The organism is Polynucleobacter finlandensis (assembly GCF_018881755.1).
In the GTDB taxonomy this organism is placed as follows: Bacteria; Pseudomonadota; Gammaproteobacteria; order Burkholderiales; family Burkholderiaceae; genus Polynucleobacter; species Polynucleobacter finlandensis.
The window spans coordinates 138,771-160,539 of the sequence record NZ_JACVPS010000005.1; the positions used below are offsets into that span (position 1 = coordinate 138,771).

The following is a 21,769-nucleotide window of genomic DNA, read 5'->3' on the forward strand; positions in this document are numbered from 1 at the left end:
CCTAAAACCCAGATTTGGCCTAACGTAAGCTCGTTAGAACCTTTTCGAGACGCTTTAATGACATTGGCGTTGGGGTTTTTAGTTCCTGTGCATATAGGGCCACCCTGAGCTCTTCCAGCTGCCAGCGAAAGTCTTGCAAGGCTTGATCTTCCACCATGGCATAAGAGGCTGAACCCTTGCTGCCTTGAAGTAATTTTTGCCAAGGACGCTGAACGGACTCCCAGTCCTTTTGGCACTGAGCATCACGACTTGGGTTAGCGCGCAACTTATCGATCCTCATCGCCACCCCTTTTAAATAGCGCGGCAGATGCACTAGTTGCATGTAGGGGATATCAGATACAAATTTTGGGAACACCAAACCTTGAATCTGCGTCTGAATATCCGCATGGGCTGCAGCAGAAGCTGCCTTTGCTTGGGGGAGTTTTTTCTGCAAGTCTGCGTATGCCTGCAATGCATTGAGGGCATGCCGAGAAATCTCCTGGGCAATCAACGCTAAACGCGGCTTACCTTCTTGGAGGCGCGACTCGAACAGGCTTGCACTAGTTGGTAACGGGTCCATTAAAAAGGCTCGCTCAACCGCCAAATTCAGAATCTGCTCTATCAAGTTATCGACAGACCCCACATTTATAAATAAAAGACCTAATTCACGAATGCCTGGTAATTGCTTTTGCAAAGCCTTCAGGGTTTCTTTATTCGATATGGAGAAGAGGCGACGCAATCCTTGCCAGTGCTGCTTTCTGGCTTCTACCAAGTCATCAAACACTTCTAAGTCACATGCATCGATACGGTCTACGAGCGCAGGATATCCAAATAAGGTTCGATTTCCTTTTTGAATCTCCAAGGTTTCTGGCAGCTCACCAAACTCCCAAGACTTATAGCCACCCTGCTCGACTTTACGAGCAGCGTCTCCTGGGGATGCTTTTCCTAATACTGTTGCTGGCTTAGCCTCAACGCCAAACTCGACCTGAGCAGCCTCTTGAGCAATCGCCTGAAAGGCGCTTCTAGCAGTCTCACCATATTCGGCGCGCAAACGAGATAAGTTACGCTCCACATCTAATTGACGACCATGCTCATCAATCAGGCGATAGTTCATGGATGAATGGGCTGGCAACGCTTCTGGCCTAAAGTCTGTGCGCTTGATCTCCAAACCTTTTTCTTTGCGAATATCGGCAATCAAGCTATCTAAATAATCTCCCACACCAAAGTGCTTTTCTTCGAGCATGCGCTCCAAAAAGGACTTGGCATACTCTGGCAACGGTACGCAGTGGCGCCGCAGTTTCTGCGGCAAGGACTTGAGTAATAACAAAGTCTTTTCTTCACACATACCAGGTACTAGCCATTCACAGCGACGGCCATCCACCTGATTTAACAGCGTGAGTGGCACTACCAGCGTTACACCATCCTTGGGGCTGCCAGGCTCAAAGTGGTAGGTCATCCCCAACTCTGTACCGCCTACCGTCATCTTTTTGGGGTAACGATCCACCGTAATGCCCGCTGCTTCATGGCGCATCAAATCCGCTTTTGCTAGGCGCAGCTGAGTATCAGGTTTTTCACCGCTTGAATCTGGCTTTTTCAACCAGATCTTCATGCCTTCTCTACTGGAAACACTGTTTGGTATGCGCGAGTCATAAAAAGCAAAGAGCAATTCATCATCGACCAAGACGTCAGGCCTACGTGAACGATGCTCTAGAGCCTCAATGTCTTTGATAAGTCTGCGGTTGTGCCAAAAAAATCCAAAACAGTCTGGATATTTTTTCTTAGCATCGGTCTCGGTCTCACGCTCAAGCCCTGGAGAATCCATCCGACCAAACATTTCTTCTTGAACCAATGCTTGGCGTATAAATAGTTCGCGCGCCATCACGGGGTCATGGGGCTCATAGCGCACTCGCCTACCGTGATAAATCGGCAAGCCATACAAAGTGCCCCGTTCAAAGGCCATGACTTCGCCTTGGCGGTTATCCCAAAATGGGTCGCTTAAGGACTTAATGAGGCGATGCGCTGCTACACGCTCAACCCACTGCGGTTCGATCTTGGCAATCGTGCGAGCGTACATCCGATTGGTCTCTTGCAGCTCACCTGCCAAAATCCACGCACCCGCTTTCTTGCCAATGGTTGAGCCAGGCCAAATAAATGGCCGTATCCCTCTAGCGCCGATATAGCCGCCAGTCTTACTACCGCGCTCTTGTGATTTTTCGTCTTCTTCTTTTTTGGCCACATAACCTAGCAAGCCGGTTAGTAGCGATAAGTGAATTTGTTCATACGTTGCGGCTAGGCCGTTTTCTTTCCAACCCTTCTCACCCAACATCGTATGCAATTGACCATACACGTCGCGCCACTCTCGTAAGCGACGCGGTGACAGGAATTTACTTCTACAGAGGGTTTCTAATTGGCGATTGCTATGTTTATGTTGCAAGGCATCTTGATACCAATCCCAGAGTTTTACAAAACTGAGAAACTCAGAACGCTCATCGGCAAACTGCAGATGCGCTTGGTCAGCGGCTGCGGCTTGCTCAAGTGGCCTTTCGCGTGGATCCTGAGTAGCAAGCGCTGATGCAATGATGGTGACTTCACGCAATGCATTTTGATCTTTTGCTGCCAACAATATTCTGCCAATTCGAGGATCTAAGGGTAGATCAGCGAGCTGCTTACCGATTGCAGTAAGCCTGAAGTTATTGTTAAGGTCTTTTCCATCGGCATCTTGCGCTTCATCATATTCAATGGCGCCCAACTCATCTAATAGCTGAACACCATCTGCAATTGCTCTACCCAATGGTTTATCAATAAAGGGAAACTCTGCAATCTTCGGTAGGTGCAATGCGCTCATGCGCAGCAAGACTGCGGCTAATGAACTGCGTAAGATTTCTGGATCAGTAAATTTAGGTCGGGCAAGATAATCTAGCTCGCTATATAGACGTATACAAATACCATCTGAAACACGTCCGCAACGACCCGCCCGTTGATTGGCGGCAGCTTGCGATATCGGCTCAACTTGCAGTTGCTCAACCTTATTGCGATAGGAGTAACGCTTGACCCTAGCTAAGCCACTATCAATCACATAACGAATATTCGGCACAGTTAAAGAGGTCTCAGCTACGTTCGTCGTCAAAATAATGCGGCGACCATTGCCAGGACTAAAAACCCTCTCCTGCTCAGCAATCGATTGGCGTGCAAATAAACTGAAGACTTCCGGATGAAAGCGTTGGGCCAGAACATGGTCTTTGCGTAATACTTCGGCGCAATCTCGTATCTCTCGCTCACCAGGTAAGAAAACCAGTACATCGCCAGCACCGGTAGCGCCCTCACGCCATACGTTGGCAATCGCCTCAGCTACTGCATCGGGTATTTCTTTTGCTTCTTTGGATTCTTTTTTGCCGTCAGGTTTGACATCAGGCTCTAAAGGCACATAGCGCTGCTCAACAGGGAATAACCTGCCGCTGACCTCAATGACCGGCGCAATCTTGCCATTGATCGTAAAGTGCTCCGCAAAGCGCTGTGCATCGATCGTGGCTGAGGTGATGATGAGCTTGAGATCGGGGCGCTTTGGCAGCAGACGCCTGAGATAACCCAAGAGAAAGTCGATATTCAGACTGCGTTCGTGTGCCTCATCAATGATCAGCGTGTCATAGGCGCGCAACTGAGGGTCTCTCTGGGTCTCGGCCAACAAGATGCCGTCAGTCATTAATTTGATGGAGGCATTCGGGCCCGTCTTATCGGAGAAGCGCACTTGGTAGCCCACATCCTGTCCCATAGGTGTTCCCAGCTCTTGGGCAATGCGCTTGGCGGTAGCGGTCGCTGCAATACGACGTGGCTGGGTATGACCTATGAGCTTGCCACCGTTCATGGTTCCTCTGCCCATATCCAGGCAGATCTTCGGTAACTGAGTGGTCTTACCTGATCCCGTCTCGCCGCAAACAATCACCACCTGGTGCGACTGCAAGGCATCCTTGATGATTTGACGCTGTCCAGAGACTGGCAACTCTTCCGGAAAGCGGATCTCTAGCTTGCGCGAGGTGTTGGAAGCAGGCACAGGCTTGGCACTCTCTGGGGGTTTTTGTTGGTTTATGGGCTCTTGCACCCTATAATTTTCTCACTATGCCAACAAATGCACCAAACCCCGCTCAAAGCAGCGAAGAATCCAGCTCAAACTTTCCTTTCGTAGGCTGGCTACGCGACGTTGCGCCGTACATTCATAGCTTTCGCGAAAAGACCTTTGTTATTGCCTTTGCTGGAGAACTGGTTCAAGAAATTGGTCTTGAGAACCTGATCGAAGATATCGCTATGCTCCACGCAATGGGCATGAGAATTGTCCTTGTACACGGCATACGTCCCCAAATTGAAGAACAACTCATGCTCAGAAAGATTAAAAGCAAGTTTGGTAAGAGCAGCATACATGCCTATCGAATTACTGACGCCGCTGCACTTGAGTGCGTTAAAGAAGCTGCCGGTGAATTGCGTCTCGATATTGAAGCAGCATTTAGTCGTGGCTTACCAAATACCCCGATGGCAGGATCACGCATCTCTGTAATCTCGGGAAACTTTATTACGGCAATGCCAGTAGGCGTGGTTGAAGGGATTGATTACATTCATACTGGCCTCGTACGTAAAGTAGATTCGACCTCGATCAAGTTATCTCTTGATAGCAACAAGATCGTCTTGCTTTCCCCGCTCGGATTTTCTCCAACAGGACAGGCATTTAACTTGGCATTCGAAGATGTTGCAGCTTCCACCGCTGCCGCACTAAAAGCCGATAAATTGATTTTCTTAAGCCCACATGCTGGATTGAAAGATGAAGAAGGTGATTACATCACCGAACTTTCCATGCCACAACTTCAAGAATATGTAGGCCAACATCATCAAGAGCTCGACTTGGGTATGAAGAGTTTACTCAACATCTCTGGCAGGGCGATTCGTGCTGGTGTAAGCCGTGTTCACTTCCTCCCATGCAATCAAGATGGCGCCTTATTGGAAGAATTATTTACCCACGATGGTATTGGCATGATGTTGGCGTCTTCAGATATTGAGAACTTACGTGAAGCCAACCAAGATGATGTCGGCGGTATTTTGCAACTCACTATGCCTCTTGAAGAAGAAGGCATCTTGGCTGCTCGCGGACAGGATGTGATTGAGCGCGATATTCAACGCTTTTCAGTAATTGAGCATGACCGCGTATTGTTCGGTTGCGCCGCCCTCTTCCCATTCCCTAACGGCGTTGGGGAGCTTGCCTGCTTAGCCGTTGATCCAGATGTACAGGGATCAGGTGATGGTGAGCGCTTATTAAAACGCGTCGAAATGCGTGCCAAACAAGAAGGCATCAAGCGTTTGTTTGTTCTAACCACAAGAACCGAGCACTGGTTCTTAAAGCGCGGATTCAAAAGAGCTAGCGTTGATGATTTGCCTGAAGAAAGAAAGCAAATCTACAACTGGGATCGCAAATCCATGGTCTTAACCAAAGACCTATAAGATCACATTCACAATTTATTAGCCTCACCAATAGATAATTAGTATTTAGAAAGGCATTACAGATGGCACGCATGGTTCAATGCATCAAACTCAATAAAGAGGCTGAAGGTTTAGATTTCGCTCCACTTCCAGGTGATTTGGGTAAAAAGATTTGGAATCAAGTCTCCAAAGAAGCTTGGGCAGCTTGGCTCAAACAGCAAACGATGTTGATCAATGAGAATCGCCTGAATATGGCTGACCCACGTGCACGCCAGTACCTACTAAAGCAAGTTGAAAAACATTTCTTCGAAGGTGGCGCTGACACTGCTCAAGGTTACGTTCCGCCCGCAGACTGAGTGCTGCATCCCAACAATTGATTTGGCGCAACACTTGCAACACATTCTGAAAATATATTTTCAAGACGTGTTGACTTCAGGAATTTGGAAGCATAGGATTGAATCGTGGGTTGACAGTTATAGTGTTGATTCGCATTGGCGAAAGCCACTTTAAATGAGCGCATCTATGCACTCATGGGCATCGGAACAAATTACCTTCCGATTGTCTGCGCCATGATCATCATGGCAAACAGACCCGATGGGAGATTCATTCCCCCGTCGGGTTTTTTAATTAGAGGATGATCCGCGCAACGCCGGCAGCATTACTCACCAGCAGAATGTTGGCCTTCTCTTTAGCAAACAAGCCAACAGTAATCACGCCAGCAATCTGGTTGATTTGAGACTCCATGCTTTTCGGGTCTGCAATCTTCAAGCCGGCAACATCCAAAATCCAGCCACTGTTATCTGTGACAAAAGGCTCCTGCGCCCCTTTTACCAATCTCAATGAAACCTTGCCACCCAACTTTTCAAGCTCTCTGGTAACAACACCTTGAGCCAAAGGGATAATTTCAACGGGCAAGGCAAAGTTGCCCAAAACAGGTACTTGCTTGGAGGAATCGCAAATACAAATAAATTGCTTAGCCATGGAGGCGATGATCTTTTCGCGGGTCAAGGCACCGCCACCACCTTTAATCATGTGGCCGGCTGGATCAATTTCATCTGCGCCATCTACATAGGCAGGTAAGCCAGTGACATCATTGGGATTGAGAACCTTAAATCCATGCTTTAGTAAACGTTCAGTCGTCGCGTTAGAGCTAGAAACCGTGCCTGCAAAATGATCTTTGTGGGGCGCTAAGGCATCAATAAAGCAGTTGGCCGTAGAGCCTGTCCCAACACCCAGAACTTGCCCGGGGGCGAGCTTAAGCACCTCATCGCGAGCTGCCTCTCCCACCATTTGTTTTAACTGATCCTGATTCATGATGTAGCCAATACCCTTGTAGATTGTGGAGCAAATGCATTATTCCATCTATCATATGATATTCAGAGGCAATCCTAATAAAGAGCGTTCCGTTTCCCTATGACCAGCACTTCAACACTGAGCCAACTTAAGACTTTGACCACCGTAGTAGCGGATACGGGTGATTTTGAGCGTATGCAGGAATTTCAGCCGCAAGACGCCACTACCAACCCATCTCTCATCCTCAAAGCGGCCCAACAGAGCAACTATCAAGCCCTCGTTGCCTCAGTCAAGCAAGCCCATCCGGGCATGCAGCCTACCGATCTGGTGGATTACATCTTGGTCGCTTTTGGATTGGAGATTCTCAAGATTGTCCCTGGCCGCGTATCGACAGAAGTTGATGCTCGCCTGTCATTTAATACCAAAGCCACCGTTACAAAAGCTAAGCACCTGATTCAGTTATATGAATCCCATGGAATTCATCGCAAACGCGTGTTGATTAAATTAGCAGGTACCTGGGAAGGCATTGCTGCAGCAAAAGAGCTTGAGGCTGAAGGCATTCATTGCAATATGACTTTGCTCTTCTCTTTAGTTCAAGCTGCAGCTTGTGGAGCCGCTAATGCAAAACTGATTTCACCATTTGTCGGACGCATTACCGATTGGTATAAAGCCAAACTCGCGAGCAACTGGAGTGATGTCGATCACGGTGGCGCCAATGATCCCGGCGTGACATCTGTCAAGCGCATCTTTCATTACTACAAGCACTTTGGCATCAAGACTGAAATTATGGGTGCCAGCTTTAGAAACACTAGCCAGATTCTGGAATTGGCTGGTTGCGACTTGCTCACGATCAGCCCAGAGCTACTTGCCGAACTGCAGACTAGCAACAAAGCGGTCAATCAAAAGCTTGACCCCAGCAATGCTGCCAAGGCCTTGGCTGATGAAAATATTACTGAGCTTAAGCTTGATGAATCAAACTTTCGCCTGCAACTGAATAATGACGCCATGGCAACAGAGAAGCTTGCTGAAGGCATCCGTAATTTCTGCATCGACACAGAAAAGCTAGAAGTACTACTCGCTAAATAATGGAGATTGAGGCTAGTACTTATTGAGTGCCTAGCACTCTGCATGCAGAATCTTCTTTCGAAAGCAATGATCTTTTGTGTGCATCGTCTCCGTAATGACCGCTACCGACCCACAACGGACATTTACTATCCACAGAAAATCATCAAAATTTAAGACTATCAACAGGGTGACCAAAATACCAGCCCTGGAAATAATCGCAGCCTTTTGAGAGGAGCCACTCAAACTGTGCTTGGGTCTCGACCCCTTCAGCAATCACTTTTATCCCAAGCCCTCGAGCCAATATCAGGATATTAGTAGCGATAGCTTCATCATCAGAGCTAACGCCTAAGCCCGCAACAAAGGACTTATCAATCTTCAAATATTGAATAGGGAGTTTTTGCAAATAGGTCAGCGAAGAGAAGCCCGTACCAAAATCATCAAGAGCAAATTTCACACCTTGCTTATTAAGAAACAACATGACTTCAATCGCTGCATCTACATTCCCAATATTAATACTCTCAGTGATTTCAAGATGAATCCGATTCATTGGAATATGAAATTGCTCACAACTAGCAATAAATTTCTTAGCAAAACCCAAGTTCATCAACTGATGGGCGCTAATGTTGATCATGACATCAGGCTGCTGATCATTTTCTGGGGAATTCCAAAGATCTTGATTGCTGAAAATATTTTCAATAATGGTATTACCTACTTCAATAATCAAACCATTTTTTTCGGCAAATGGAATAAAGTCATCCGGCATGACTATTCCGAATTCAGGATCGTTCCAACGCGCTAAAGCCTCATAGGCCACTACGTCTTGGTTGCGATCGACTACTGGTTGATACACGGTCGATATTTGTTTTAATGCGCAGGCATTCTTTAAGCGAGCAAAATAATTACTTTTTTGCTTAAATTGCTCCATTAAACCAATATCAAAGAAGCGATGGCTGAGATGTGGATCACTCTTGGCTGCATACATGGCTAAATCGGCATACTTAAAAATATCATCAAATTGACTCTCTTGATCGCCAAATATAACGATGCCAATGCTTGCCTTAGCCTGAACATAAACCCCATCACCCAGATCATGATGCTCAGTGAACCCCTCTAAAATACGCTCAATCGCTTCTTCCAGTATTTTTTTGGCATCTGCAAGAGTAGTGCCAATCTCTTCAAACAGGATTAAAAACTCATCCCCACCAATGCGAGCAACGATATCTTTAGGCCGTATGGCCTTCTGTATTCGGGCGCCAAATTCTTTAAGAAGCACATCTCCAATATTATGACCATAGGTGTCATTTACATTTTTAAAGTTATCCAGGTCCAAAAACATCAATCCAGAATAGGTTTTATTGCGAGCCGATTCACTAATGGTCCGATGAATTCGGTCTTGAATGTACTGGCGATTAGGGAGATTAGTTAAGGAATCAAAAAAGATGAGTTCTTGTATCTTTTCTTGAGCGGCCACTTGCTCACTTATATCTTTAATGGTGCTCACCATTCGCAGCGGTTCTCCCGACTCAGATCGCTCTACAATCGCCCCTTTATCTTCCACCCAAACTACACGACCATCACCTCGTACCATTTTGTACTTAGCCTGGTACTCCTTGCCCGTAGCAAGCGATACGTTTAAGCGATCGAGAATTACACTTAAATCCTCAGGATGAATGCGGTTTTTAAAATCCTCAACAGAGAAATAGGTCTGCCCTGGATCTTCCCCTAGTAATTCTATCCAGCATTGATTGTGCTTGACTTCGCCAGTCAGAATATTCCAATCCCAGATACCGATACCTCCAGCATCAGTCGCCAGTATTAAACGTTGTTGTGATTGCTCCAAAAAATATTTTGTTTCTAAATGAATTTTTTCAGATGTCTTGCGTGCGCTGATATTGCGTTGAATTGAAACCCAATGGGTATATCGCCCGCTTTGATCAGTGACAGGAAAAATATTCAGTTCTTGCCAAAATTCTTCGCCATTCTTTTTGTAATTAAGTACCTCTTCACGAATGGGTTGCCACTTTTTCAAAGCAGCACTAATTCGCCCGATCGTGACTTTATCCGTCTTGGGCCCTTGTAAAATTCGAGGGGTTTTCCCAATCACTTCTGATGCAGAAAAGCCCGTTTCGTTAACAAAGGCCTTATTAACATAAACAATACGGGGTCCAGGTTCTTCAATAGGCTCAGCTTCGGCAATGAGAATAATGTCACTAGCAGAATCAATCACCCTAAGAGCAAGCTTGAGGGTATCTTCAGAATTGAGATTAAACAGTGTAATAGGCAAAGCAAGACCCCCCCGAGGATAGAACGATATTCGAAATCTGGGGCGGTAGGTTTGGCAGAATGCCAAGTCAGCTCAAAGGTCTGTTGCCAGTAGAATGCCCATCATAGTGATATAGGTCAAATGATTTAGGCGCTATTGAATGAAAACCGAGGGTTATCACCCCGTACTCTTATTGGGATTTTTTTAGACGCCAGCGAAAGACTCCTCATGGCCGGTTTGAGACTTTGGGTAAGTTTCTAGCGTTGGGCAACTACCGACCCATAAGGGACTATGGTCAGTTAGCAAAGAACTAGATATAGCATTCTTTGGCGGCCTAAGCTCCTCTTGACTGAAGATCAAAGAGCTCCTATAAATACCTTAGCTTCTAAACATAAAATAGACAGCGCCCAATAGGCATAGTCCAGCCCAAATGTAATCAGTCTTAAACGGCTCATCCATATAAAAAATAGCGAACGGCACAAACACGGCCAAAGTTATTACTTCTTGAGTAATCTTAAGTTGCCCAAGTGAGAAGTATTGAAATCCAATACGGTTTGCTGGAACCTGAAAAGCATATTCGAACAAAGCAATTGCCCAGCTTGCGAATACCGCCATCCACCAAGGCTTTGAAGATAAATTCTTTAGGTGGGCATACCACGCAAAGGTCATAAAGACATTGGAAAGCGCAAGAAGCCCGATAAAGGAAAGTGGGCCAAAAAAGCTAGATAAATTAACCATGCGCAATACTACCCGTTAACCTTAAAGCGGGTTGGCTAAGCCCCCCCTGCTAGTAAAATTCAATTTTCACTTAAGACTGTTTTAAGTTATGAAGCAGACAATCGCTCTACTTAAGCCTCGGAGACTCTACTCGACCCAAAGCAGTCATTGACCAGACAACAAAAAAACCTGCCGAAGCAGGTCTTATTGCAGGCATCTAATCATTTTTTATGTGGTCTGCTTATTTCAAAATGAGTTATTGGGATTCTTGTAAGTGGTCAACCTCGAAATAGGTTGCCTGAGGTTCAGATTTAAACCCATCTTTAATTTGCGATTGGATTGTGGGTAATAAAACACCATCTAAAAATTTCTGCCAAGTTTCTTTAGAGTCATGAATAGCAACTACTGACCAGCCACCAGGGGAAGGTCCAGCTGCATGATATAGCTGACCCGCTGGAAGGCCTGCCCCACCATGAGGATGAACTACTGCAATTTCAGCATCATATTGAGATTTAGTCCCATTTGGATAAAAGTGAATAATTCCATAAGCCATTTTGAACTCTCTTTCGCAGTGAAGTGTAGAAACTCCGAAATCTGGGGCGATAGGCTTAGCAGGACGCTAAGGCAGCTCGAAGTTCTGTTAGATAAACTCTAACCCCCTTTTGATCTAAATAAGACTATTAAGTTACTTATATTAAAAATAAGTCTAATTAGAATGGATAGAATTGCGATACCGAGGGTATGCCACTAGTGAAGTGGCACTTGATAGATGGGCAATAGCCGTGCCAGAAATAAAAGTAATTAGAATGCCTCCAATAATGCACTTTACTTTCTGGCACTTATCTATTGATACTTTGGGAATAAGCGCATGAGATGCAAGCAAATCTTGATAAACCCTATTCACTTACCAAGCAAAGTTAAATAGAAAATATGTTCTTCAAGCACACAACCCCTGCTGATGCGCCACTGATGGCGCAAGCTGTTGTCAGTACCTGCCGCCAAAATGGTTGGTTCGATGAGATACAACCACGATTCCTAAAGACTATCTTTCATAAGCTCATGTCCTATGACTGTGATTTCCATACACTGGAGCCCCTCAGTATTGAGGAATTTTCTTTAGCAATGCCAGAACCTCAAAAGCGCAATGAAGTCCTCGATTTAATGCTCGCAACTGAATTATTATGTTCATCGATCTCACCAGAAATTTCTAATGCTATTAATTTGTGGGCTCAAAAACTAGGCATTGAAAATAATGGTCTAGCATTAGTTCGAGACCTTTCTAAGAAATTAACCATTCAAGCCCAGCAAGACTTCTACCGCTCAAATTATTTTTACGATAAAGATCTTACCTCACCTAACTTTGCTGATCTAGATCAAAAGTATGGTCTGAGCGCAACCATGATGACTCTCGAAGTATCAGATGAGATAGCCACGCGCTATGAAAATCTGCAGCAATACCCTGCTGGTAGCTTAGGCAGAGGTCTTTGGGATTTTTACAAAAAAAAGAACTTTACTTTTCCTGGCGTACTTGGTGGTATCAATGAAGCGGTAGCGCATCATGATTGGATTCATGTTCTAGCAGATTATGATTCTGATGGTATTGGAGAAATAGAAGTAGCTGCTTTTAGCACCATGGCTACAGAATCACAAAGTGCAGTAATGAATTTCTTGGGAGTACTTAGTATTTTCCAAGGTGGCTTACTGAAAACGATTGTTGCTGGAGCTCCTCACTTAGGACATGACATGGAAGTAATTAATGGACTCGAGCGCATTTCTACCGCCCTAAAAAGAGGTAAAGAGGTCAATATTGATTTAGTTCTTGGGATCAATTATTTTGATTATGCTCGCGAGCCATTAGAGGAGCTACGCAAAAGATGGAATATTCCACCTAAATAAGCATAAGCATTCTCATTTGCATTACTTCCGCTCTGAAATCTCTTTAGTTTTATTAGCAATTTGATCGGGGGTCAAAATACGCTTTTCAAATAATATATTGACTGCTGAAACAATCCAGCGCTCGTAATACGTAAGATTACCGATGATTTCAGATCCCAGATTCTCAACGCCGCGACGCTTTTCTTCAGTGTTAACAATTTGATGGGTAGCAAGTACGTCCAAAAGTGCATGACAGCGTTTTTCCCAAGGAAGCATCGGATGCTCTTCCATGTTGATGGCGTCAGCATCTTTCCCGCCGATATCATTTGGTAAGTGTGAAATCAGGCCTTTTGTTGAACTCATGCTTGACCCCTATTCGTCTGTACTAATGATGATTTGACAATAGTAACCCCAATCATCGCATCCCGGGTTACCAGACTAGCTAACTCTTCTTCAGTCAAATGCTCAGTTCCAGCTGGACGTAAAGGCAGAATTAAGTAGCGCATGTTTGCATTTGAATCGTGTACATGGATACTCACTTGATCTGGGATGGTAGTGCCAAATTCTTTTAAGACCGCACGAGGCTCTTTGACTGCTCGAGCTCGATACTGTTTGTTCTTATACCAGTCTGGTGGCAAGCCCAGCACGGGACGTGGATAGCATGAACAGAGCGTACAAACCACCATGTTGTGAACTTGAGGAGTATTTTCATGAACAATGAGATGGGCGCCGTCATACATGGTGATCCCCAGTTCTTCACATGCAGCAGAACCATCCGCTAATAAGCGTTTTTTAAACTCGGGGTCTGTCCATGCACGAGCAACTATTTTGGCCCCAAGTACAGGAGAGCGTGAATCTAAGATTTCAATCTGACGACGATGCTCATCAGCAGTAATCAACCCCGCTTCAATTAATAGTTCACGTACTGCTAGCTCAAGAGTCGCATAGTAGCCATAGGGCTCTTCGTCTTTTGTGACACCTGGATGGGTGTGGTCATGATCGTGATCGTGCTTATGGTCATGGTCGTGATGATCTGGAACTGTCATATTTTCTCCGCTTAAGCAGGTTCAAGCCAATGTTCAGAAATCTCAATCTGGAGTTGATCTATCGAAGCACCTTGATATTCTGGCCATAGTTCTTGTTGAGCAAAAGAAACTCGATAAAGCCAAACTTTGCTACCTACATTCTTGCCGTAGGCTTCTTCTTCTGGATTGATGAACTCATCTAAAACACGCTCAATACGACCCGTTTTTCCACGTACATAAAATGGTGTACGGTAGTGTCCAACCGGAGTTTTATTTTTGATTTTGACTAAATCATTGACCAAAAAAGCAGGGCTTGAAGCTTTGGCTAGATCTAAGCCTAATTCTTCAACATTCATATTTCGCCCCAAAAGTTTTACTATATCCGAAATCTAAGGCGGCAGGCTTAGCAGGACGCTAAGGCAGCTCGAAGGTCTGTTGCTAGTAGATTACCTACCTCATTGATATAGGTCAAATGCTTTAGAGGCTATTTCATCAAAACCTAGGGTTACCCCCCTGCACTCTTATTGGGACTTGAATTTAAGTATTGGCGAAGGACTGCTGTTGGCCGTTCTCTGCCCGTCAGAAGCCTCAAAAAGTCCCGTTTTGAGTGGCTGATATGGGTTTCATAGCAGACAATAACCGATAGATATATAGCAAATGTTGCTCGCCTAATTAAGTGTTAGATTGAGCTCGTCAGCGTTAAACCGTGTCTCACATACTCTGTTAATCCGTAGGTCTCTGGTTCGAGCCCAGGTCGAGGAGCCAAATAAGTAAAAGCCTTCAGAGTTAATAGCTCCGAAGGCTTTTTTACTTTCTAGTCCGTAGACAATATATGGACAACAATAAACTCATGATGGCAATCAACAAAAGGCAGTCAGATTGTGATGAAGTTCGCTGATTTCTTAATATTTCAACTTTATAGTTAAATATGTGGGCGGGGGAATCAATTACATCGATTAATCAAAGATGATTCATCCGGTGATCTCCCCGCGGGTTAACTTGCCTAAGAGGTAGAATTTTCTCGAATAAAGAGGAGTTCTACATGAAGCGTTAAAAATTTACTGACCGCCAGATCATAGATGCCTTAAAACGGGTCGTGAACTGTCCGAAATGTTGCGCTGATGGGTCGATCAATTCGCATATTGACAAGTCAGCATCTTTTCATTTAAACGGCTTATGAATTAATTAAATATTTTTTCAGGCCCAATAAAATCTAGGATAAAGATTCTTTTAGATGCAATAGGTCTTTATTAAATTCTACGTATGGCATTAATAAGGTTGGATTTTCAAGTGACAAAATCACCTGGAAGCCAATACCCATCATCAAAAGGTATATAACAGCCATAAACCAGTCGGTTTCATTTTTTACCGCCATGGTATAGCCACTTAACACGCCGCCTATGCACAGCAAAAGATATAGAAAATGAATTACTAGCTGCGGTGGATGAGATTTGAATTTAATTGCTCCGACATCAAATACTGTTACAAGATTACGCATTTGCGGTGCTAAAATTTCTCCAACCAGATATTTTTTAGATACAGGTGCGCTTAAGGAAGCTTTTGCAACATCCTCATTAATTTGCCTCACCAGTGTAGATATTTTCTCGGTGCCAAGGTTAACCTCATGGATAGTTTTGTTATCTTGATATGCGGACAATCTTAAATCCAACAAGTCCCGTAAAGATTTTGTGATTGACTTCTGATCGGCAGGCTGTAAATAGCTTGTGGATAGATAAACTTCCTTAATTGCATTAGCCTGAGATCGAACTGCTTCGTTGCGGATATCGTAATGATTTGATGCATTTGAAAAAGTAAAACTCAACACCAAGGCAGACATACCATAAATGGCAGCAGCCAAAGAGTCTCTCACAACGATATTTTTTATTCCGTGTTTCCCCGTTCGATACGACCCAAAAAGCCATCCCAACCCCATAAACAAGCAGATTGAAACTGCAAAGAAAGCTGGAGCATACTTAATTAACTCTAAATTTGATTCTAAAAATGGATGCATAATTTTCAATTATTAGATAAATGAACTCAATCCCAATAAAACTATTTAGAAATAGGTAACATTGTGGAGCTCTAATGGCTTTAGAAGTACTGGATATAGATTGGCTTTACATTAGGTCGTGAATGATTCGATTCCGTTACCGGAATATATCTACCACCCATAATCGTTCTTAAAAATTCTATTGATAGAACAAATTAAATGCTTCAGCACCAGCCCGTCCCACAGCATAGGTTGAAACAGTTTTTATTTTTGCTACATCTTTTAACTTAGCCATATCAATCACCGTCCAATTGAGCTGTTCAATGGTTCTGACATACAGAAGGTTTCTCGATAGGTCATTCATCACTGACCAGTCTGTTACTTCGGTAGACTTTCCACTAGTCCTTGGACCATCCCCCACTCCACCAGGACCATCAACCGTTAAGTCATATGGTCTATCAAAGTTATTAATAATGTGGCCCAAAGTGAGGATTGCCTCGTCTGGTGTCTTTGCTTTACGGACATAGTTTGCATAAAAAGCTGCTTTTACAAATCTACCCGCCGCTGTTTGGGACGATGGCAGAGCTGATAAGGCAATACCCGAATCTTCTGTAGCCAGCTTTAGCTTACCGAGCTGACCTGTATTTTGATTGATATTGTTTTGGGTATAGTTATTCAAGTTAGTCAAATGCCAAGAGAACTCAGGACCGTTAGTTAATACATTGACTGGGTTGTCATACACTTGTTTTTTGCCGTTCTGAAATTCAACGACTAAACCATTTCCAACTTTATCGGTAATGGCGTAATGAAGTGGCAAAACCATGTTGTCTACCATTGGGATCTTAGGCAGCCAAAACTCAACTTTGCCATCTTGCATGGCCGACTTTACTTCAGCAACTGTCTTAAAGTTACCTAAAATCCATGCTCCAAAATCCGCTCCTGACAAGATAATTGATGGATTAGCACCTACAGGAGGCGCGCTGGAGTTGTTTAATTCATTCCCAGAAATACTGAGCCCCTGATCATTAGCACCTTCGATTACCAATACTTGTTTAGCAGTAGTGACTGCAGGAATGGTCATACCTAAAATGGCGTATTTTGTATTGAAGGTGAGTCCTTGATTGCCTGATGGGGTTGCTGATTCAATTCGCGTCCCGACCGGAAAGTAAGTCAGTGAGCTTGGCAGTTGAAAACTAAACTCCATTGTTCGTGCATGGTAGGCATTGCCTTTGAGATCGGTTACTACGATTGCGGTACAGGCAATCGTATTTCCAATAGAGGAAAATAGCAGTGATGAGGCAACAAGATAATTGGCTAGAGATTTCATAGACTCTTTCTGGCTAAATTCATTAGAAGTTAAAGGTTGCGGCTAACTGTGGGCCTTTGAAGGTAGTCTTTTGCAAAAGGCCGCTACCTTCCATGTCGTAATACAAATAACGATACGAAAGCGAAACATCGACCCACTTTTCAATGGTTTTGCCAACACCCAAGATCGTCTGCCAAGTGACATTGGTTTTGCCGCCCCCGCCGCCAATATCCGCATAGAAAGGGACATACCAAGTTGAATCGGCAATTCGATAACGGCCTTTGAATCCGGCGATAGGATCGATCGTAGAGACAGAGCCGGAGCCGCCCGAAGTACCAGTGATGGTAGCCGTGGCCGCAATACTGCGAACTCCTAATAAACCATCTACATAGGCATCTTTGTTGTTAAGGATGGTGTAAGTAGCAGCCCCAGTCAAAATGTTCTGTTGCAAAGTAGTTTTGACATTGCCAGTTTCTTGCAAGGTTGCGGAAACCAAATCTCCCATCACCCCCCAGCGACCGTAATGCGCCTCTGCTGAAATCATGCCTCCTGATTTCAGATTACTCAATACATCGCTTGAAGAGAACTTGGACGTACCCCGGGATTCTCCATTAATAAATAATGAGGAATTAATGCCAGGAGACCATAGGTAAGGAGTTACATCAAACCGCCACTCTTGCAAGACCTGAGGGATTGGGGAGAGGGACTCTTCAGCTTGAGCCAAGAACGGACCGAGTAAGGCCAAACTGAAGCAGAGTATTTTGGAAATTCGAGCCATTTGATCTATTAAATTAGTAAGGTCGTGAATGATTGGTTTCAGTTACCGGAATGTATCTACCGCCCATCACTGTTCCTATTACTGGCACATCTTTAATTTTCTCTTTAGGCACTGTCATCGGATCGTCAGATAGCACTACGAAGTCAGCATATTTTCCTGGCTCAATACTGCCGATCTTGTTCTCCAGCCCCATGACATAGGCCGCATCGATCGTTACCATACGCATAGCCTGTTGCACAGTTACAGCCTCAGCAGGCGCCCATTTTTTATTGCCGGTATAGAGGTTCTGACGGTTCACGACTGCCCAGACCTCAGTTAATGGCAATGGTGGGGCTACTGGATTATCAGAATGCAGTCCTACTATTACCCCCTCTCGCACCAAATCACCTACGCGGGTTGCATAAGAAATTCGGTCTGTGCCAATGGAAGATGCCTGAATACCAGCGCGGGTATAAAAGTAAGCTGGATTGACGCTCGCGACAGCGCCTAAGGCCTTGACCTTGCGAATCATCATTGAAGATGTCACGCCAAAATGCTCAAAGGTAAAACGGTGATCAAAACGGGGTTTTTCATCTTGCAACAATTGCAAAGCATTTAAGACATTTTTATTTCCGCCATTACCGTTGGTATGTACGTGTATCTGAAAACCAGCGTTCCACCAAGGTTGCATCGCCTGTTTGAAGGCTTCTGGCGTTGGATAAAAAATAGTTCCGTGATGTCCATCGGTATATCCAGGGTTTTCAAGCATCATCGTTTGTGAAAGATAAGCATCATCACCCATAAACTTCACGCCTTTATAGAGCAGGCGATCGTTATTGAGTTTTTGCAATTCTTTCACTTGCTCAACGGCTTGATCTCCATATTTCCCAATAAAGTTATCGGCCATAGCTACAGGGGAAATACGCAAGGAGGTGACGTCTGAACTGGTGAACTTTTTCATCATCACCTTCTCGGAGTCAATATCTAGAATCCCAAAAGTCATTTCGGAGGTGGTGGTAATGCCGCCCTGTTGTGCTTGGTCATTGGCATACAGCATGCCCTTATTGAGCCGTTCTGGATTCATAAAATCCGTACCAGTGTGCTTAATGACATATTGGGTAGCTTGCGAGCTTAAAAAAGCACCCGTCAAAGACCCATCAGGATTAATCTCAACACCCGGTATTTTCTTTACTTCCTCAGGATTAGTTAAGTATTTAGCGAGTGCAGCAGAATTTAGAAAAATAGTATGTTCTGAAGCATCCCAAACCAATACCGGTCTGGTTGTTGATACCTCATCGAGTAGTTGTTTGTTGGGCACTTGTTTCATTGCGGGAATGTCATAACCCCATGCCAGCAATAACTCATTGGGATCCGCAATAGAGGCTGAATATTCCTTCAACTTAGCAATAGCCGCCTTGAGATTAGGCACTCCTGGGAATGCTTTACCCCATGGGCTTGGTAAAGGCAAATAAGTCAAGGGGAAAGCAGTTTGAATCAATCCTGCCAACATGGGATGGTTATGGGGATCGATAAACCCTGGATACAACACTTTATTTTCAAACTGGCGATTAATCTGGTGAGGATATTGATCTAACCATGGCTTTAAATCAGCTAAAGAGCCAACAGAGATAATCTTTCCATCAGAAACTGCTACTGCTTTTGCTTCTGGCAAAGCTGGATCCATCGTAACAATCTTCTTAGCAAGATAGACCGTGATCATCGTGGGTTTAGCAACAATAGGAGGGTCGATAAATTCAGTCGCTAAGACGTTCCCACTAAAGAAAGCTGAAGCTGAAACCAGTAATAACCGGTTAAGTATGGTGGTCATGTCCAAATACCTTTATATATTGAATGAAGAGTAGGAGTTAAATTCCCTTACTTGGCAATTACTAAGGTGACAGTAGCCCGACCGCCCCATCCCGATGGACCTCCAGGTGTATTGCTGAGGTAATAAATTGGGCCAGCAGCCAATGAAATTGGGACTCCATCAATCACTTCTACTTTAGATACACCGACATATAGCGGATTTGATGTGCGACGTGAATCGTAGTTGTACTGCGCTTGCATATTACTTACAAAAGTAAATGCAGATTTGGTGGTGTATGCAATAAAAGGTTCGCCAAACAAATTATTTTGCGTCCCAAACGTTGGGTTGCCGCCTACACTCCAAGATTGAAATCCCAGTAGGCCATAAGTCCAAGGACCATCACGATTAAGGGCTACCGCAGTGACACCGGCACCGGTTTGCTGAGAGCCATAATGGCCGCTGTTGCCTGAAGGAGACTGGGCATACGGACCAATGCCCCAAATCCAAGATGAATTCGTATTGGGTGCATAAAAGGATTCCACAGTAACACCGGCAATCCCATAGCCTGATGCAGACTGACCATTGGGGCCTTGAATGCTAGTTTCTCTCACTCCAGTCACGATAGGACGGACAACAAAAGTATCGCCACCGCCCAAATTAAAAGGAATTACCGGTTGAAATAGCAATGTTTGCTCAGAGCCACCTTGGTTTTTGCCTATGCCACGGCTGAATTGATACTGAAGTGGTACGGAGATCATATTGGCAATTGGATTTGCTAGTTTTTTAGCAATATCCTCTGCATTGATCGTTGGCTTAATTGGCTCAATAGCCACTGAAGGGAGCACCCTCGGAACAACAGCCTCATCAGCTAAAACTAGACTAGAAATGCTGGAGCCTAGCAATAGAAATGCCATGACCTTAATAGAAATCTTCATTGGAATACCCATTATTTAATCCAATGAGTCTCCCATGGGGGCTTTTTTATAACCATGCCTAATATCAGGGGGTATAAAGCTCGAAAACTTAGCAGTCAATGGTTCTAAATAGTTGCGTACTCAAAGTCGGCCCCGAAGCATCAAACGGTTAACTGGTATTTAGCTAGCGTCAAATACCCGCTTTCTTTCATTGGGATTCCTAAAATAGCTCGTTATTGAATGGAATGTAAAGCAGATTTCCAGCTCTAAGCATGGCCGTCAGTTGGAATTATTCTTCATGGAATGATGGACGGTGGTGCAGTCAATCACTCTGGTAATGTTCAATAGGCAGAGTACGACCTAAATCAGTTAGTCGTCTGTATATTTAGAATGGATAGCTAGAAATCCAGCCTTTTCCATCATAAAAGCGTCCACTACTAGAGGGTCAAAGTGCTTGCCACGCTGGGATGCTATTTCGCTCACAACATCCTCATGGCTCCATTCAGCCTTGTAAATACGCTTACTCATCAAGGCATCATAAACATCTGCAAGCGCCATGATGCGTGCGGGTAACGATATTTCTTCGCCTTTTAAACCACTTGGGTATCCAGAGCCATCCCATTTCTCGTGATGGTCGCCGGCAATCTGAATCGCTACTGTTATTACCCCGCTGCCACCTTGAGTTTCGAGCTCAGCAGAAGCAAGAATAGCTCTGCCAATAGTAGCGTGCGTCTTCATAACCTGCCACTCTTCATCATTTAATCGTCCCGGCTTATGTAGGATGCTATCGGGAATTCCCACCTTTCCAATATCGTGTAATGGCGCAGCCTTAAATAAAAGTTTAATCATTTCATCACTCAACTTTATTTTATAGCCTCCCATCTCTTTTAGTCTCAATGCGAGTTTTTTAACGTAGTGCTGCGTGCGAAGAATATGGTTTCCCGTTTCATTATCTCGAGCCATGGCAAGAGCATTAAGGCATGCCAAGAATTTCGACTCAGTTTGATAAACTTTCTTATTGGCCGATTTCCTTCCCAACAGTGCGGCCTCCAGTTCTGCTGCACGATCAGCTTTTTCAACGTTAGCAATGGCTAGCTCATCAACCCGCTTTGCCTTTTCTTTATTTTGGAAGCTTAGTTCTACGTTAGCAATAACTAGCTCTGCTGCACGATCAGCTTTTTCATCATTAGCAATAATTAGTTCTGCAGCACGATCAGCTTTTTCAACGTTAGCAATGGCTAGCTCATCAACCCGCTTTGCCTTTTCTTTATTTTGGAAACTGAGTTCTACGTTAGCAATAACTAGCTCTGCAGCACGC

Annotated in this window: 18 protein-coding genes; 4 read left to right on the plus strand and 14 right to left on the minus strand. The window is 44.5% G+C overall.

Annotated features, from left to right (window positions below; translation table 11 throughout):
• Positions 1–19 precede the first annotated feature (19 nt).
• Positions 20–4,075 carry an ATP-dependent RNA helicase HrpA gene (hrpA, locus tag ICN49_RS05220; protein ID WP_439650848.1) on the minus strand — a complete coding sequence of 1,352 codons (4,056 nt, stop codon included), beginning with the start codon at positions 4,073–4,075 and terminating at the stop codon, positions 20–22.
• A 17-nt stretch (positions 4,076–4,092) separates the two neighbouring features.
• On the opposite strand from hrpA, the gene argA reads away from it, so the two are divergent.
• Together argA and ICN49_RS05230 are read left to right on the plus strand one after the other, a co-directional pair.
• The gene (argA, locus tag ICN49_RS05225; RefSeq protein ID WP_216166467.1) at positions 4,093–5,460 is read left to right on the plus strand and encodes an amino-acid N-acetyltransferase; all 1,368 of its coding nucleotides are present in this window, start codon (positions 4,093–4,095) and stop codon (positions 5,458–5,460) included.
• A gap of 62 nt (positions 5,461–5,522) precedes the next feature.
• Positions 5,523–5,795, plus strand: coding sequence for an oxidative damage protection protein (locus ICN49_RS05230; RefSeq protein ID WP_216166469.1), 273 nt, complete (start codon positions 5,523–5,525; stop codon positions 5,793–5,795).
• 271 nt (positions 5,796–6,066) lie between these two features.
• Here ICN49_RS05230 and rpiA read toward each other — a convergent pair whose 3' ends face one another.
• A complete protein-coding gene (gene rpiA, locus ICN49_RS05235; RefSeq protein WP_216166471.1) occupies positions 6,067–6,753 on the minus strand; it encodes a ribose-5-phosphate isomerase RpiA in 687 nt (228 codons plus the stop codon).
• A gap of 99 nt (positions 6,754–6,852) precedes the next feature.
• Here rpiA and tal point away from each other — a divergent pair, with 99 nt between their 5' ends.
• On the plus strand, positions 6,853–7,818 hold the full coding sequence (tal, locus tag ICN49_RS05240) for a transaldolase (RefSeq protein WP_216166472.1): 966 nt from the start codon (positions 6,853–6,855) through the stop codon (positions 7,816–7,818).
• Positions 7,819–7,960: 142 nt separating this feature from the next.
• Here the strand turns inward: tal and ICN49_RS05245 are convergent, their stop codons facing one another.
• The 3 genes from ICN49_RS05245 to ICN49_RS05255 all read right to left on the minus strand — a co-directional run bounded on the left by ICN49_RS05245 (position 7,961) and on the right by ICN49_RS05255 (position 11,330).
• Positions 7,961–10,081 carry a GGDEF domain-containing phosphodiesterase gene (locus tag ICN49_RS05245; RefSeq protein WP_216166474.1) on the minus strand — a complete coding sequence of 707 codons (2,121 nt, stop codon included), beginning with the start codon at positions 10,079–10,081 and terminating at the stop codon, positions 7,961–7,963.
• A 357-nt stretch (positions 10,082–10,438) separates the two neighbouring features.
• Entirely contained in the window at positions 10,439–10,798 is a 360-nt protein-coding gene (locus ICN49_RS05250) for a DMT family protein (protein WP_216166477.1), read from the minus strand.
• A gap of 235 nt (positions 10,799–11,033) precedes the next feature.
• Positions 11,034–11,330, minus strand: coding sequence for a hypothetical protein (locus ICN49_RS05255; RefSeq protein WP_216166479.1), 297 nt, complete (start codon positions 11,328–11,330; stop codon positions 11,034–11,036).
• Between the two features lie 416 nt (positions 11,331–11,746).
• On the opposite strand from ICN49_RS05255, the gene ICN49_RS05260 reads away from it, so the two are divergent.
• Positions 11,747–12,673 (plus strand): hypothetical protein, encoded by a 927-nt coding sequence (locus ICN49_RS05260; RefSeq protein WP_216166481.1) that lies wholly within the window; start codon positions 11,747–11,749, stop codon positions 12,671–12,673.
• A 21-nt stretch (positions 12,674–12,694) separates the two neighbouring features.
• Here the strand turns inward: ICN49_RS05260 and ICN49_RS05265 are convergent, their stop codons facing one another.
• The 9 genes from ICN49_RS05265 to ICN49_RS05305 all read right to left on the minus strand — a co-directional run.
• On the minus strand, positions 12,695–13,015 hold the full coding sequence (locus ICN49_RS05265; RefSeq protein ID WP_112294596.1) for an SH3-like domain-containing protein: 321 nt from the start codon (positions 13,013–13,015) through the stop codon (positions 12,695–12,697).
• Positions 13,012–13,698, minus strand: a complete 687-nt coding sequence (nthA, locus tag ICN49_RS05270) for a nitrile hydratase subunit alpha (RefSeq protein WP_216166483.1) — start codon at positions 13,696–13,698, stop codon at positions 13,012–13,014. Before nthA ends, ICN49_RS05265 begins: the two co-directional genes overlap by 4 nt.
• An 11-nt stretch (positions 13,699–13,709) precedes the next feature.
• A complete protein-coding gene (locus ICN49_RS05275; RefSeq protein WP_112294594.1) occupies positions 13,710–14,033 on the minus strand; it encodes an SH3-like domain-containing protein in 324 nt (107 codons plus the stop codon).
• 857 nt (positions 14,034–14,890) lie between these two features.
• On the minus strand, positions 14,891–15,688 hold the full coding sequence (locus ICN49_RS05280; protein ID WP_216166485.1) for a hypothetical protein: 798 nt from the start codon (positions 15,686–15,688) through the stop codon (positions 14,891–14,893).
• A gap of 178 nt (positions 15,689–15,866) precedes the next feature.
• A complete protein-coding gene (locus ICN49_RS05285) occupies positions 15,867–16,994 on the minus strand; it encodes a linear amide C-N hydrolase (protein ID WP_216166487.1) in 1,128 nt (375 codons plus the stop codon).
• Between the two features lie 22 nt (positions 16,995–17,016).
• On the minus strand, positions 17,017–17,751 hold the full coding sequence (locus ICN49_RS05290) for a hypothetical protein (RefSeq protein ID WP_216166489.1): 735 nt from the start codon (positions 17,749–17,751) through the stop codon (positions 17,017–17,019).
• A 13-nt stretch (positions 17,752–17,764) separates the two neighbouring features.
• Complete coding sequence (locus ICN49_RS05295) at positions 17,765–19,558, minus strand: amidohydrolase (RefSeq protein ID WP_216166491.1); 1,794 nt, start codon at positions 19,556–19,558, stop codon at positions 17,765–17,767.
• A gap of 47 nt (positions 19,559–19,605) precedes the next feature.
• Positions 19,606–20,472 carry a hypothetical protein gene (locus ICN49_RS05300; RefSeq protein WP_216166493.1) on the minus strand — a complete coding sequence of 289 codons (867 nt, stop codon included), beginning with the start codon at positions 20,470–20,472 and terminating at the stop codon, positions 19,606–19,608.
• A 348-nt stretch (positions 20,473–20,820) separates the two neighbouring features.
• Positions 20,821–21,769 (minus strand): HD-GYP domain-containing protein (locus ICN49_RS05305; RefSeq protein ID WP_216166495.1); only part of this gene is annotated, 949 nt, incomplete at its 5' end.

Coding starts and splice junctions, on each gene's coding strand:
- ICN49_RS05230 (WP_216166469.1), top strand. CDS start 5,523: ATGGCACGCATGGTTCAATGCATCAAACTCAATAAAGAGGCTGAAGGT.
- rpiA (WP_216166471.1), bottom strand. CDS start 6,753: ATGAATCAGGATCAGTTAAAACAAATGGTGGGAGAGGCAGCTCGCGAT.
- ICN49_RS05265 (WP_112294596.1), bottom strand. CDS start 13,015: ATGAGTTCAACAAAAGGCCTGATTTCACACTTACCAAATGATATCGGC.
- ICN49_RS05260 (WP_216166481.1), top strand. CDS start 11,747: ATGGCGCAAGCTGTTGTCAGTACCTGCCGCCAAAATGGTTGGTTCGAT.
- ICN49_RS05300 (WP_216166493.1), bottom strand. CDS start 20,472: ATGAAGATTTCTATTAAGGTCATGGCATTTCTATTGCTAGGCTCCAGC.
- argA (WP_216166467.1), top strand. CDS start 4,093: ATGCCAACAAATGCACCAAACCCCGCTCAAAGCAGCGAAGAATCCAGC.
- ICN49_RS05295 (WP_216166491.1), bottom strand. CDS start 19,558: ATGACCACCATACTTAACCGGTTATTACTGGTTTCAGCTTCAGCTTTC.
- ICN49_RS05255 (WP_216166479.1), bottom strand. CDS start 11,330: ATGGCTTATGGAATTATTCACTTTTATCCAAATGGGACTAAATCTCAA.
- nthA (WP_216166483.1), bottom strand. CDS start 13,698: ATGACAGTTCCAGATCATCACGACCATGACCATAAGCACGATCACGAT.
- ICN49_RS05250 (WP_216166477.1), bottom strand. CDS start 10,798: ATGGTTAATTTATCTAGCTTTTTTGGCCCACTTTCCTTTATCGGGCTT.
- ICN49_RS05285 (WP_216166487.1), bottom strand. CDS start 16,994: ATGAAATCTCTAGCCAATTATCTTGTTGCCTCATCACTGCTATTTTCC.
- ICN49_RS05290 (WP_216166489.1), bottom strand. CDS start 17,751: ATGGCTCGAATTTCCAAAATACTCTGCTTCAGTTTGGCCTTACTCGGT.
- ICN49_RS05275 (WP_112294594.1), bottom strand. CDS start 14,033: ATGAATGTTGAAGAATTAGGCTTAGATCTAGCCAAAGCTTCAAGCCCT.
- ICN49_RS05280 (WP_216166485.1), bottom strand. CDS start 15,688: ATGCATCCATTTTTAGAATCAAATTTAGAGTTAATTAAGTATGCTCCA.
- tal (WP_216166472.1), top strand. CDS start 6,853: ATGACCAGCACTTCAACACTGAGCCAACTTAAGACTTTGACCACCGTA.